This is a genomic window from Pantoea nemavictus (genome assembly GCF_037479095.1).
Taxonomy (GTDB): domain Bacteria; phylum Pseudomonadota; class Gammaproteobacteria; order Enterobacterales; family Enterobacteriaceae; genus Pantoea; species Pantoea nemavictus.
Genome location: NZ_JBBGZW010000002.1, coordinates 150268 through 163880, shown reverse-complemented (window position 1 = coordinate 163880; position 13613 = coordinate 150268). Strand labels below are relative to the sequence as shown.

Below are 13613 nucleotides of genomic sequence, written 5' to 3'. Positions count from 1 at the left end.
CTTGATATAGTGACAGCTGTCACATAAAAAAACTGTGTATCTGGCAGGATATAGATTGGAAGCATTCGTCAGAATGCCTATTTTGAAATCGCTTACTTATTGGATAACACTGAGAACGCACTATGACCATTCGTGGAGAAACCACCGCTATTAACGTAAACGTGTCACCCGAAGCGCAGGTGCGTCCTGCGAATACGGTGCCACGCCATTTTCGTGACTTGCTGGCGCTGGAGGATTTTGAACGTCACGCGCGCAAGCGGTTACCCAATATGATTTATCAGTACGTTAAAGGCGGCGTGGAAACCGGCAGAGGATTGGCTGCCGCCTATGAGGCTTACCAGCAATATGTGTTTGTGCCGCGCATGTTTCGTGACGTGTCGGGGCGCGATCAGCGGGTTAATTTGCTGGGTCATGACTGGTCGCATCCGTTTGGCGTTGCTCCGCTGGGCGGCGCGTCATTTGTCAGTTACCGCGCAGATCTGATGCTGGCGAAAGCGGCAAGAGCGATGAATGTCCCGATGATCCTCAGCGCATCGTCATTGATTCCGCTGGAAGAGGTGATTGCTGCCAACCCGGAAGCCTGGTTCCAGGCTTATCTGGCGGGCGATCAACCGCGTATCGATCGTTTAGTCGATCGCGTTGAACGCGCGGGCTACAAAACATTAGTGGTCACCGGCGATACGCCAATGCTGGGTAATCGTGAACACAACACCCGCAGCGGCTTCAGTATGCCGATAAAACTCACGCCAAAAGTGATGTGGCAAAGCGCGATGAGCCCACGCTGGCTGCTGGGTACGGTGGCGCAAACCTTCCTGCGCCATGGTGCGCCGCACTTTGAAAATACCGATGCCGAACGCGGCCCGCCGATGATGTCGAGTAAAGTGCGCAACACCAATGCCCGCGACCAGCTGAGCTGGAAACATGTCGAAGCGATCCGCAAAAAATGGAAAGGTAATCTGGTGATCAAGGGCTTGATGTCACCGGATGATGCGTTCATTGCGCGCGATCTCGGGGCGGATGCGGTGATTCTTTCCAATCACGGCGGCCGCCAGCTTGATCACACCGTGCCGCCTCTGCATACGCTGGCGGAAATTGCTGCCGCGAAGGGCGATATGAAGGTGATCATCGACAGCGGTATTCGCCGTGGTACCGATGTAATGAAAGCCATGGCGCTGGGCGCCGACTTCGTGTTTCTGGGACGCCCATTCCTGTATGGCGCAGTGATTGGCGCGCAGGCGGGTATTGAGCACGCTATGCATATCCTGCGTGATGAAATTGACCGCGACTTAGCGCTGATTGGCGTGACGCGTCCTGACCAACTTAACGCTGCGCTGCTGCGTCGCGCACCGCTTTTCGCGCGGGAGGCTTAAGCATGGAACTGCCGATCTACAGCGCGCTGGCACTGAGTGCGCCCTTTACTACGCTGATTCCCGCATGGCGGGCGCAACAGCCAGCGACACCGCTGGCGATTCGCTGGCATCCCAGCACCATTATTGAAAAGGAGCTCAATGCGGGCGCGCAGGCCGAGGTGGTGATTGCGACGGTTGAAACGCTCGATCGCCTAACGCAATCGGGTATCGCTGATGCGCGCACGCGGATTGAACTGGTTGATTCGCCGATCGGTGTCGCGGTGCGGGCAGGCGCGGCACAGCCGGATATCAGTAATCGTGACAACCTTGTCAAGGCGCTGCTGGCGGCACGCTCGGTAGCCTGGTCAGAAGCGGGGGCCAGCGGCGTATGGTTTTCGCAGCTGTTAAAACAGCTCAATATCGATGCAGAACTGCGCGCGCGCGGTACGGTGATTCCGGCAGGGTTTACTGCGGAACAACTGGTGAACGGCAAGGCCGATCTGGCGATACAGCAGATTAGTGAATTGCTAATGGTAGAGGGCATTGATGTGGTTGGGCCGCTGCCGCCCGGCACGCAGCAGGCCATTTCGCTCTCTGCGGCGGTGTTGAGCCGTGCTCAGCAGCCAGAGCGGGCGCAAACCTTTCTCACCTGGCTGAAAACGCCGCCGGTGACGGACGTGTTCAGCCGGTTTGGCATGGTCAGCCGCGATTAACGCTCCTGACGGGGCACCGAGCCGCTGCTGCCCCGTACAATCAGTTCGGTACCAATCTGCGTATGCGTTTGTGCCGGCAGATTGTTCAGCGTGTTCAACAAATAGTGGGCTGCATGTTCGCCAATTGAGGCTAAATCGACGCGCATGGTGGTCAGCGGATGCTCCAGATGCTCGGCATATTCGTAGTCGTTGAAGCCGACAATGGAGATATCATTAGGGATGCGCAAATAGCGCTCGCTGGCCGCGCGCATCGCCCCAAACGCCAGCAGATCGTTACCGCAAATGATGGCGGTAGGCGGCTGCGGGCCATCGAGTAGGCGGAACACCGCTCGGCGCGCATCATTCATGCTGAAGGCGTTATCAATGAGATGTGTGTCCGGCAGCGTTAATCCGCGCTGCTGTAGGGCGCGGCGCGTACCGTTAAGACGTTCGGAAATCCGATCATTCGACGGCGGCGTGCCGACAATCACCGCAAAATGCTGGTGCCCTAAGCCCAACAAATGTTGCGCCATGCTCTCCGCTGCACCCTCGCTGTCATAGCCTACGCAAGGTCTTTCGCTGTCTTGCGAAAAGGTCTGCACGCAGGCGATCCCCTGCTGAACAATGCGCTCCCAAAGCTTCGGATGGTGGGTATTTCCCACCAGCATCAGGCCATCAATGCCGTATTCAATCAGCTTATTAACTTCTTTCAGCTCGGTTTCCGGATCGAAGTTTGAGTTGGCCAATAGCAGCGTATAACCGGCTTCGTGAATCAATTGCTGAAAAGCCGCCAACGGGCGCGAAAAGGTTTCGGTTGCCAGCGTCGGCACCACCGCGCCAATGGTCATACTGCGGCGTGAGGCGAGGGTGCGAGCGGCGCGGTTGATCACATATCCCAACTCCTCGCAGGCTCTCTCCACGGCTTCACGACGCGACGCCTTTACCGTGGTGCTGCCGTTGAGTACGCGCGAAACCGTCGCCGTTGATACCCCTGAGAGACGCGCAACATCATCCAGTGATACGCGGCCAGATCCATTTTGCTTCTCACTCATCAAGTCACTCCTGCAGAAAGAGTGAGCTTGCCCACAAAAATTGCAGACAACTCACTATCAATTTTGAAAGCGCTTACTTTTGGCTTGACTGAATTTTGTAATCGCTTACTTTTGACATCATGTTATCAGGTTGGGTGTGCCTGCTCACGTTTTTTAACACGTTTATGACCTGTCACCCCCAAATTTAACCACAACGCGGGCTGCGGGCGTCGCAGGGCCGCAGAACCTTTGTTACCTCTCAATAAATCATAAAGGAATTCACCATGCGCAGATATCCACGAATTCGCTGGCTGATGATCGTGTTCTGCTTTTTCGCTATCGCAATCAATTACATCGATCGTATTAACCTTGCGATCGCTGCACCGCACATCAAAGCCGATTTAGGGCTGGATGACACCAGCATGGGGCTGATTCTGGGCGCCTTTTTCTGGACCTATGCGCTGATGCAAATCCCCGCTGGACGCTTACTCGATCGCCTCGGTGCCCGCGCCGGTCTGGCCATCGCGGTGGGCTGGTGGTCGTTGTTTACGGTGTTTACCTCGTTTGGTAAAGGTTTCACTTCACTTTTTGCGGCACGCTTAGCATTAGGGTTGGGTGAGGCCGGCGGAAATCCGGGCTGTGTGAAAGTGGTTTACAGTTGGTTCCCGAAAAAGCAGCGTGCGACGGCGAGCGGTATTTTTGATGCCGGCCCGCGTGCTGGCAGTGCGCTGGCGCTGCCGTTGGTCGCCTGGCTGATTAGCGTGTGGAACTGGGAAACCTCCTTTATCGTGACTGGCGCTTTAGGGCTGATTTGGGTGGTGATCTGGTTAGTGTTCTATCGCGAACCGGAAGAGATGAAAGGCCTGGATGAAACCGAGCGCCAGAATTTGCTGGAAGATCGCGCGTTACCCACCACGCAGGCCAACGCGAAAGTCGAGTTGTGGTCGCTGTTCCGCCATCGCAATGTGTGGGGCATGATGATTGGCTTCTTCTGCATGAATTTCGCCACCTACTTTTTTGTTACCTGGTTCCCAACCTATCTCACCGTTGCGCACGGCTTTTCGTTGAAAGAGCTGGGTACGCTGGGTGCCATTCCTGCTCTGATGGGGATTCCGGGCAGCCTGCTGGGTGGGGTGGTCTCAGATGCCCTGTATCGCAAAGGGTTTAGTCTGACCGTAGCACGCAAAACCTGCCTGATTAGCGGCATGCTGCTCTCCAGCGTCATTGCCTTCGCGGCCTTTACCGACAGCATTGCGGTCATTCTGACGCTTTTCTCCATTACTTACGCCGGTTTAGCGTTTACCGCAGCCAATATCTGGACGCTGCCCGCGGACGTGGCGCCAGCCAGTAATTACGTCGCCACGCTGGGCGGTATTCAGAACTTTGCCGGCAACCTCGCTGGGATTGTCACCGCGTCATTCACCGGCTTGATGTTGAGCCTGAGCCACGGTTCCTTTGTGGTACCACTGCTGGTTGCGGGCGGCATCTGTGTGCTGGGCGCGCTGACCTTTATGTTTGTGCTCGGCAAGCTGGAACCCTTACCGATCAGCCCCAAAGGTGATACCAACGTGATTGCCACCGCCAACCAATAGGAGTGATTTCGATGCAAAATGAACAGTCGTTGCGTGAGGAAATTTGCCAGGTGGGAGCCGATCTGTTTAATCGCGGCTATACCACCGGCACGGCGGGTAACATCAGTGCTCGCCTGGAGGATGGCTGGCTGATTACGCCAACCGACGCCTGCCTGGGGCATCTGGAGCCGGGCCGCATTGCTAAGGTCAATCGCGATGGCGAATGGGTTTCGGGCGATAAACCGTCAAAAACGCTGCTGCTGCATCGCCAGATTTACGATCGCAACCCGGAAGCGCACGGCGTGGTGCACACCCATTCCACCCATCTGGTACAGCTAACGCTGGCAGGCGTTTGGCAACGCGACAGTATTTTGCCGCCGCTCACGCCGTATCAGGTGATGAAAGTAGGGCGCATCCCGTTGATCGATTATCGCCGTCCGGGCCATGCCGACGTTGCAGAGCAGGTTGCTGAACTGGCAAACGAGGTGCGCGGCGTGATGCTGGAAAGATTAGGGCCCGTGATGTGGGGCAAATCAGTTTCGACGGTGAGTTTTGCCCTTGAGGAGCTGGAGGAAACCGCACGACTGTGGCTGAACTGTGTGGATAAGCCTGACGCGCTGCCGGAGAAAGCGGTATTGGAGTTGTGTGAGCACTTTAATACGCGCTGGTAACTCAATCGCTGTCCCCTACAAAAAAGAGACCTATCAATGAACAAGACGGTAATGGCCGCCGGCATGATGCTGTTTGCATCCGCGGTAATGGCGCAGGAAAAGTCATTTGTCTACGTATCAAATGGTGACAGTGGCACGGTGACGGCCTATGCGCTGAATAAGACCCAGCAGCAGCTCAAGCCGGTGGGTGAATATCCCAGCGGCCTGAAAAGTATGCCAATGGTGGTATCGCAGGATAAGAAAACGCTTTACGTCTCGGTCCGCAGCCAGCCATACCATGTTTCGGCCTGGCATATTCAGCCCGATGGGACGCTGAGCCATTTTGCCGATACCCCATTGCCTGAAGCGATGGCGTATTTAGCGCTGGATAAAAGCGGGCGCTTTCTGCTCTCCTCCTCTTACGGCGGGGATCTCTTCAGCATTAATCGCATCGCCAGCGATGGCAAAGTAGAGAGTGCGCCGGTACAAGTCGTGCATACCGGCAAGCGAGCGCATGCGATCCAAACCGATCCCAGCAATCAATTTTTATATGTACCGTTGCTGGGCGCCGATCAGCTGCTGCAATATCGGTTTGATAGCAAAAGTGGAAAAGTGACGGCCAATAGCCCCGCCTTTGTGAATATCCAGCGCGAAGCCGCCACCGGGCCGCGCCATTTCGCCTTCGCACCGCAGCGTGATGGGCGAGGTGAACAGAATCTATATTTGCTGACCGAAATGGCGGGCAACATTTCGCGCCTCACGCTGAATAAAGATGGCACGCTGACGGAGCATGAGGCGACGCCATCACTCGATCCGCTCATCGCGGCGAACATGCAGCGCGGCGAAGCGCGGCCACTGACTGGCGATGATGATTTGCCGAAATCGGCCAAACCACGCTTATGGCAAGCCGATATTCACCTCACCCCTAATGGCCGGTTCCTGTATTCCACCGAACGCACCAGCAGTAATATTACGGCGTTTCGCGTTTCCCCGCAGGATGGCCGCTTAACGCTGATTAATAGCACCAAAACAGAAGCACAACCGCGCGGATTTGCGATTGATAATTCTGGCCGCTATTTAATTGAATCGGGTCAGAAGTCAACCCAGGTGTCGCTCTACTCCATTGATCAAGACAGCGGCAAACTCACATTAATTGAGCGTGTGCCCACCGGAAAGGGGGCGAACTGGGTCACCATCGTTGAGTAAATAAAGTACTCATTATTTTCTCTGTGTAATTGATGAACGTTATTTTTTCGATGCGTTATATATATTGTCAGTAAAGGAGTTTTTATGTCGACTATTCGCAAGACATTACTGAGCACCTTATTTTGCTCAACCCTATTTAGTGTGGCAATGCAGGCGCAGGCTGCAGAAAAAGGCGTCGCCACCCATCTTGAACCGCTACATCACGTTATTCTGGAAAATAAATACGTCACCGTAATGCGCGTGTTGATTCAGCCGGGACAATCAACCCAGTTTCATGAGCAGCATCTTGATTATGTGAATACACATATTGAGGGCAGCCCGGTGAAAATTGAATATCCGGATAAACCCGTTAACAACACTGAAATGAAAAGCGGTAATGTTAAATTTGGCGCGCATCAGGGCAAGTCAGAAACCGATAAAGTGACCAATACCGGTAGCACCGTTAATCATCAGGTCGCTTTTGAAATTAATATCCCCGGGCCGCAACATTTTGGTAACGCCACCCGGCCTGCCAGTGATGCTTTCCAGCAGGTACTGGATAAGGAAACCGTCCGCGGCTGGAAGGTCACACTGAAACCGGGAGCCAGCACCGGAGAATACACGCAACACGGGCCTGGCGTGCGCGTGTTCTTTACTGAGGGGCGGGTTCTGATTGCCGATCAGGCTCACGCCAATCGGGTAAAAGAAATTTGGGTCCATCCCGGCGATGCGTTTTTAACCGACCCTGGCAAGGTCGATATAACGGCCGCCAGTGGCGAAAATATCATCTTCAATGATTATGAATTGTTATAGCAATGTTTGTATTTTGTGAATCTAAGCGTTCTGATAATCTGCACTTCTGTGGCCTTGCTGCAGAAGTGCATTATTGTTTTTACCATACTAATAATTATTTACCGGAAGCAATTACAATGAAAGCAAGAAAGGTGAGACAGAGTTGTCTGCCTTTCGCGTTGAGCATTCTCATGTCGGCAACATTTTCAGCACATGCTGAAAGTGCGGACGATGCTGCGACTCTTATTGCGAAAGGCAAGTATCTGGCTATTGCCGCGGACTGTGGCGCATGCCATACCGCACCGAATCAGGGCAGGGAAATGTCCGGCGGTTATATTATCTCTTCACCACTCGGTAATATCGTCGCCAGCAATATCACTCCGTCTAAAACAGCGGGGATTGGTAATTACACCGAACAAGATTTTGCTAAAGCAGTACGCAGTGGAATAAATAAGCAGGGACAGCATCTTTATCCGGCGATGCCTTATACCTCATACGCTAAAATTTCAGATGCGGATATTCACGCTCTGTATGCTTATTTTATGCACGGGGTGAAAGCGGACGATAATGTGCCGCCAAAAACGGATTTACCTTTCCCGTTTAATATTCGTTCAAGTATGTTTTTCTGGAATATGCTGTTTGCTGATGATAAGCCGTTTATTCCGGCCCAGGATAAATCGGTGCAGGTTAATCGCGGCGATTATCTGGTCAATGCTCTGGCGCACTGTGATACCTGCCACACACCACGTAATGCACTGATGGGGCAGAACAACGATCGCGCGCTAAGTGGCGGCAGCCTTGGCAGCTGGTATGCGCCGAATATCACGCCTGACAATCAAGCAGGCATCGGCAACTGGAGCGATGCGGAGATTGCGCAATATCTCAAAACCGGCCACGTAGCGGGTAAAGCGCAGGCGGCGGGTCCGATGGCAGAAGCGGTAGAGCACAGCCTGCAGCATCTGTCGGATGATGATATCAACGCGATGGTTGCTTACCTGCGCCAGGTTCCCGCCGTGGGCCAACCGACTCGTCAACCACGGGATCGCATGGGTAAACCGGCAAGCGATGAAATGGCCCAGCGCGCACTTAACCATCCCGACGCGGGCTGGCAGGTTTACGCCAGTTCCTGTGCCAACTGCCACCAGGCGGACGGTGCGGGTAATCAATTCTATCCTTCGCTATTCCATAACACCGCAACCGGTGCGCCACAGGCGGATAACCTGATTGCCACCATCGTCTATGGCGTACATCGCCAGGTAAATGGCAAAGATGTTGCGATGCCAGGCTTTGGCCCGGATGGATTGTTTACCGATCGATTAACCGATCGGCAAATCGCCGACGTCAGTAACTATGTGCTGAAAAACTTTGGCAATGCCGAACTCAACGTCACGCCTGATCAGGTAAAAACGTTGCGTGAGGGCGGAGAGCGTCCATTGATCGCACGTCTGGCGCAGCCTGCAGTTTGGGGCGGAGGCGCGATAGTGGTGATTATTTTACTGGTGCTGCTGTTTGCCATTACGCGCAGGGGGAAAAAACATGGCGCATAACCTTTCCCGACGTCGTCTGCTGCAAGGCATGGGGATTTTGTCACTGGGTGCGATGTGTAATTCAATCTTCCCAGCCCGCGCGCGCGCCGCGGAACAGATAGCCGATAGTGGCTTCCTTGATGTTTCAACGTTTTTGGTCAGTCGCCCAGTAGGTCCGATCCTCGGCCAGCGCTATTTCGCCGCTTTGCTGCGTCATGATGCAGCCTTCGCAGAGAAACTCGCCCAGCTACGTTCGTTACTGCAGCAGCGCAACTTTTCCCATGTGGATGATTTTCTTGCTGCATTCGGTGCAGATAAACCTGAATGGCAAACGGCTAAACGCATTATCTCCGCCTGGTACACCGGCGTGGTGGGTGACGGCAGCGATTTGGAGCTGATTGCCTATGCAGAAGCGATGATGTACCTGCCCACCAAAGATATTCTGGTGGTACCGACCTACGGCGGCGGGCCGTTCTATTGGGCAGTGACGCAAGATGGCAAAGTGGCAACCACAGGAGAAGGCGCATGAGTGCACCAAAAGTTGATGCCGATGTCATCATTATTGGCTCGGGCGTAATGGGCGGTTTAATCGCCTGCCAAATGGCAAAAGCCGGTAAATCGGTGATCATTCTTGAAGCGGGCCCGCGCGTCGCTCGCCAGGAGATCGTCGAACGTTTCCGCAACTCGCCGTTCAAGATGTCGTTAACCAACATTAAATTGCAGGGCGTTGGCTCGCCTTATCCCAACCCGCCGCATATCCCGTCCACCTACGGGGATTATTTGCAGCAGGTAGGCCCGGTAAAATATCCCACCAAGTATTTGCGCGTGGTGGGTGGAACCACGTGGCACTTCGGTTCTGCGCTGTGGCGCATGATTCCCAATGATTTTAAGCTCAACACGCTTTATGGACGTGGACGGGATTGGCCATTTGGCTACGACGAGCTGGAGTCCTGGTATGGCAAAGCCGAGCATGAGTTAGGCGTATCGGGCGTCGATGGCCAGGATGAGAGTGGACAGGGCGGCAAAGCCTGGCCGCCGCGCTCCACGCCGTTCCCAATGCCGGGATTGCCAACCAGTTATCTGTTTGACCGCTTAACCGCAATGCTGGGTAAAGGCGGCTACAACCCGGTGCTGGAGCCGAACGGGCGCGCGACCAAGCCGTGGGGCAAGCGTCCAATGTGCGGCGGCAATAATAACTGCAATCCGGTCTGTCCTATCGCCGCTAAATATGATGGCTCAATGCATATTGATGAAGCGGAACGACTGGGCGCAAAACTACTGGATAACGCGGTGGTTTATCGTATCGAAGCGGCTGATGACGGCAAGATCACCGGCATTTGGTATAAAAAACCGGACGGCTCTGAGCATCATTTAACCGCTAACTACTTTGTGCTGGCGGCCTACGGCATCGAATCGCCCAAACTGCTGTTGATGTCGACTTCGGAGAAATATCCGAACGGCATCGCCAACTCGTCGGATCAGGTTGGGCGCAACCTGATGGGCCATACCGGCATCAGCATGAACGTGATGATGTCGGAAGATGTCTGGCCGGGTCAGGGACCGACCGAGCTGCTGGTGTATCTCAACAATCGCGATGGCGCGTTCCGCAAGGATTTTCCCAGCTATAAGATTAAAGTGCGCAACACCGTGCCCACCGCTGATTATGCTGCCTCGCTGATTGAGAAAGGGGTGCTGGGTTCTCAGCTTGATGCAGAAATTCGCCGGCAGTCGGCCCGCTCGCTCAACTTTGCCATTGATTTTGAGACCTTACCGCTGGCGGAAAACCGCGTTACGCCGAGTAAAACCAAGAAGGATGCCATCGGTATCCCGTTACCGGAGATCTACTATAGCGTGACGGATTACTGGCATGCCGGGAAAGAAGAGGGCATTAAGGATTTCCACAAATTTGCCGAACTGCTGAATGCGGAGATATTGTCGATCGATACCAAATTCCAGGATCGTCAGCACATTATGGGCACTACCATTATGGGCGACGATCCAAAGAACTCGGTGGTCGATAGCCATTGCCGCACGCACGATCATCCGAATATGTGGATTGCTGGTACCAGCGTCATGCCATCGGCTTCCTGCATGAATCCAACATTAACCGGAGCAGCCCTGAGTTTGCGATTGGCGCAGCATATGTTGCAGACCATGCAGGCGAGTTGAAACAGTAAAATTAAAATCGGCGCGATTATCGCGTAATGCTCGTTAGTTAAGTAGCGCACTGGCTCCGCGGGGGTTACCTGGTCGCCATGAATGGCGACTCTACAGGCGTTACAGCGATGATAATTCAGGAATAGGCATTGATGCTGCAGCGCGGGTGTTGAGGCGACATCCCAACCCGCTGAGCGAGCGAGGGATTCCAGGGCGAGCCGCAGGGATGCGGCGAGAGGCGGCGCTGAGCAGGAGCGAATCGCCGCCGGTCCGTCAGGAATCGTGAACGAGTGAAGGTACCGCGCAGCGGCGGGATGGGCTGGCGCAGGGCCGGGGAGTGAAGAGGGCGTGGCCCAGACGCCCTCTTCTCGGTCGCCTCACGGCATAACTGAAACTGCCCCAGCCGATGGCGAACGAAAGTCGCTCAGCGCTTAACTGATCGGCATTACGCGATTATCGCGCCATTTTTTACGCTTTATTTGTAATCAATGTGCCTTTCAAACCGTGCGGTTCGGAACGCAGATACTGAGGTGGCGCTTTGGCTTGCGCGCCCAGCTCGGCGGCAGCATGCCACGGCCAGCGCGGGTCATACAGCACCGCGCGCGCCAGCGCAATCAGGTCAGCATCGCCAACCTGCAGCGCTTGTTCAGCCTGCTGCGGTTCGGTAATCAAACCCACCCCAATCACTGGAATCTTCACCTGTTTACGGATGTCACGCGCAAACGGCAGTTGGTAGCCAGGCCCAACCGTAATCTTTTGCTGTGGTGAAAGACCGCCGCTGGAAACGTGCACGTAATCACTGCCCGCGGCTTCCAGCTGTTGGCTGAAGATAATCGACTGCTCAACATCCCAGCCGCCGTCAACCCAATCTGTGGCCGAAAGACGCACGCCAACCGCAACGGAATCTGGCAACGCTTCACGCACCGCATGGAAAACTTCCAGTGGGAAGCGCATGCGATTTTCCAGCGAACCGCCGTACTCATCGTCGCGCTGATTACTTAATGGTGACAGGAATTGATGCAACAAATAGCCATGTGCGGCATGCAGCTCAATCAGCTGGATACCCAGTTTCGCCGCACGCTGGGCGCTATCCACGTAAGCCTGTTTCAGGCGCTCAAGACCCTGTTTATCCAGCGCCGCTGGCGCGCGATCTTCAGGATTAAATGCCTGCGCAGAAGGCGCAACAGTTTGCCAGCCGCCCTGATCCAGTGACAGCTGCTGACCACCTAACCACGGCGCGGCGCATGACGCCTTGCGTCCGGCGTGACCAAGTTGAATACCGAACGGAATGTCAGAGTAGTGGCGGATATCCTGCAGCACGCTTGCCAGAGCGGCTTCTGTTTCATCGTCCCACAAGCCTAAATCGCCCGGAGAAATACGACCTGCGGCTTCGATCGCGGTCGCTTCAATGATCAGTAAGCCAGCACCCGACAGCGCCAGTTGGCCTAAATGGATGCGGTGCCAGGCAGTGGCTTTGCCATCCTGCGCGGAGTATTGGCACATCGGAGCGATCACGATGCGATTATCGAGCGTTAACTTACCCAGTTGCGTAGCACTAAACAGTAAACTCATTGAAACCTCATCAATAGTGGCTGGATGTCTTAAAGCTTAGGGCTAAAAGCGCATTTTGCAGAGGGCTATGAGTTTGAATGTTGTAGCAAAAAGTAAGTTAAGCGGAATGTGCCGCCGCGCTGCAAAAGCTTAAAGAATGAACTCGCGGAACTTCTCACGATGGTTAACAAGATAAACAGGGAAGGTAGCGTTATTTAGATCTTGTTTAACCATTTTTCTATCTCTTCCCCAAATATCTTTACCATTATTCAGCGCATCAATAATGTGCTCGCTGTTATTAAACTCTGGCAGGTCGTATTCGGTGTGGGAGATAGAAGACATTTTCTCAGAAATGCGTTCAGGCCGCATAATCCAGGAAAAATGCCAGCCTGCGGATAACATATTTTTATTTCGTAACTTAAATAGATTCCACTTAATAAAGTTGGATTTGATCAGGCTTTTTTTAACGTTGCGGAAATCTTCCGGTTTACCGCCGAAGAAACCTTGCAAATTTTTAAACGATGTGGCGCGTGGGAATGACCAGATCCTTGGAGTGCCATCGGCATTAAATACCTGTAAGTTAAACTGATAATTGTAGAAATTCATATGCAGAGTAGTGCAAAGGTGGCGCTTATCCAGTTGCAAAACAGCCCGTGGGTCGGGAATTTCATCAACATCAGACACGATAATAAGATCGTCATTGTCGGCCTTACTAAGGCCATTCATTATTGCATTTCGGGTAGAGGCTTCATTCCTCCAGGCATCGACAACACCTTCTTTAACGAAAGGTGATTCGTCATAAACAACGTAAATAATTTTTTCTTTAAATTCAGCAAATTTATTTATATTGAAATGAAGACGTCGCGGTTTACCGGTAAATGTATGTGTGGATTCTACTATGACAAATCGATCCACAACATCGTTGAGGGTATGCAGACGAACGTCAAGTAACATGTCTTCGTCATAGTATAAAAAACAATCATAAATCATAATTTTTCCGTATAACTCTACTTCAAGCTCAATACAGCCCACATCTAATGTCAGCATTTTGACATATTTTTATCATTTACCACGTAAAAACGATAAGGAAATGTCTTTTAAGTTGCAAT

The 13613-nt window shown here is 53.4% G+C and carries 12 protein-coding genes; 9 read left to right on the top strand and 3 right to left on the bottom strand.

All coding sequences use genetic code 11. The features are described from left to right. The first annotated feature begins 122 nt into the window (after positions 1-122). The gene (locus WH298_RS20560) at positions 123-1370 is read left to right on the top strand and encodes an alpha-hydroxy acid oxidase (RefSeq protein WP_180823849.1); all 1248 of its coding nucleotides are present in this window, start codon (positions 123-125) and stop codon (positions 1368-1370) included. A 2-nt stretch (positions 1371-1372) separates the two neighbouring features. Further along, positions 1373-2062 carry a substrate-binding domain-containing protein gene (locus tag WH298_RS20555; protein WP_180823848.1) on the top strand — a complete coding sequence of 230 codons (690 nt, stop codon included), beginning with the start codon at positions 1373-1375 and terminating at the stop codon, positions 2060-2062. Here the strand turns inward: WH298_RS20555 and WH298_RS20550 are convergent. After that, positions 2059-3093, bottom strand: coding sequence for a LacI family DNA-binding transcriptional regulator (locus WH298_RS20550; RefSeq protein ID WP_180823847.1), 1035 nt, complete (start codon positions 3091-3093; stop codon positions 2059-2061). The genes WH298_RS20555 and WH298_RS20550 overlap by 4 nt on opposite strands. 263 nt (positions 3094-3356) lie before the next feature. On the opposite strand from WH298_RS20550, the gene WH298_RS20545 reads away from it, so the two are divergent. The 7 genes from WH298_RS20545 to WH298_RS20515 all read left to right on the top strand — a co-directional run bounded on the left by WH298_RS20545 (position 3357) and on the right by WH298_RS20515 (position 10965). After that, the gene (locus WH298_RS20545; protein WP_049853425.1) at positions 3357-4664 is read left to right on the top strand and encodes an MFS transporter; all 1308 of its coding nucleotides are present in this window, start codon (positions 3357-3359) and stop codon (positions 4662-4664) included. A gap of 11 nt (positions 4665-4675) precedes the next feature. Then, positions 4676-5314, top strand: a complete 639-nt coding sequence (gene otnC, locus WH298_RS20540; RefSeq protein WP_180823846.1) for a 3-oxo-tetronate 4-phosphate decarboxylase — start codon at positions 4676-4678, stop codon at positions 5312-5314. A 36-nt stretch (positions 5315-5350) separates the two neighbouring features. Continuing rightward, on the top strand, positions 5351-6499 hold the full coding sequence (locus tag WH298_RS20535) for a lactonase family protein (protein ID WP_007892495.1): 1149 nt from the start codon (positions 5351-5353) through the stop codon (positions 6497-6499). A gap of 84 nt (positions 6500-6583) precedes the next feature. Continuing rightward, positions 6584-7291, top strand: coding sequence for a cupin domain-containing protein (locus tag WH298_RS20530; protein ID WP_180823845.1), 708 nt, complete (start codon positions 6584-6586; stop codon positions 7289-7291). 116 nt (positions 7292-7407) lie between these two features. After that, a complete protein-coding gene (locus WH298_RS20525) occupies positions 7408-8817 on the top strand; it encodes a c-type cytochrome (protein WP_180823844.1) in 1410 nt (469 codons plus the stop codon). After that, complete coding sequence (locus WH298_RS20520) at positions 8807-9325, top strand: sorbitol dehydrogenase family protein (RefSeq protein WP_180823843.1); 519 nt, start codon at positions 8807-8809, stop codon at positions 9323-9325. Before WH298_RS20525 ends, WH298_RS20520 begins: the two co-directional genes overlap by 11 nt. Next, a complete protein-coding gene (locus tag WH298_RS20515) occupies positions 9322-10965 on the top strand; it encodes a GMC family oxidoreductase (protein WP_007892503.1) in 1644 nt (547 codons plus the stop codon). The genes WH298_RS20520 and WH298_RS20515 overlap by 4 nt, the downstream gene beginning before the upstream one ends. Positions 10966-11421: 456 nt before the next feature. On the opposite strand, the gene WH298_RS20510 is transcribed toward WH298_RS20515, so the two are convergent. After that, on the bottom strand, positions 11422-12525 hold the full coding sequence (locus tag WH298_RS20510; protein WP_180823842.1) for an NADH:flavin oxidoreductase/NADH oxidase: 1104 nt from the start codon (positions 12523-12525) through the stop codon (positions 11422-11424). Positions 12526-12654: 129 nt separating this feature from the next. Next, on the bottom strand, positions 12655-13551 hold the full coding sequence (locus WH298_RS20505; RefSeq protein WP_339541595.1) for a glycosyltransferase family 17 protein: 897 nt from the start codon (positions 13549-13551) through the stop codon (positions 12655-12657). Positions 13552-13613 lie beyond the last annotated feature (62 nt).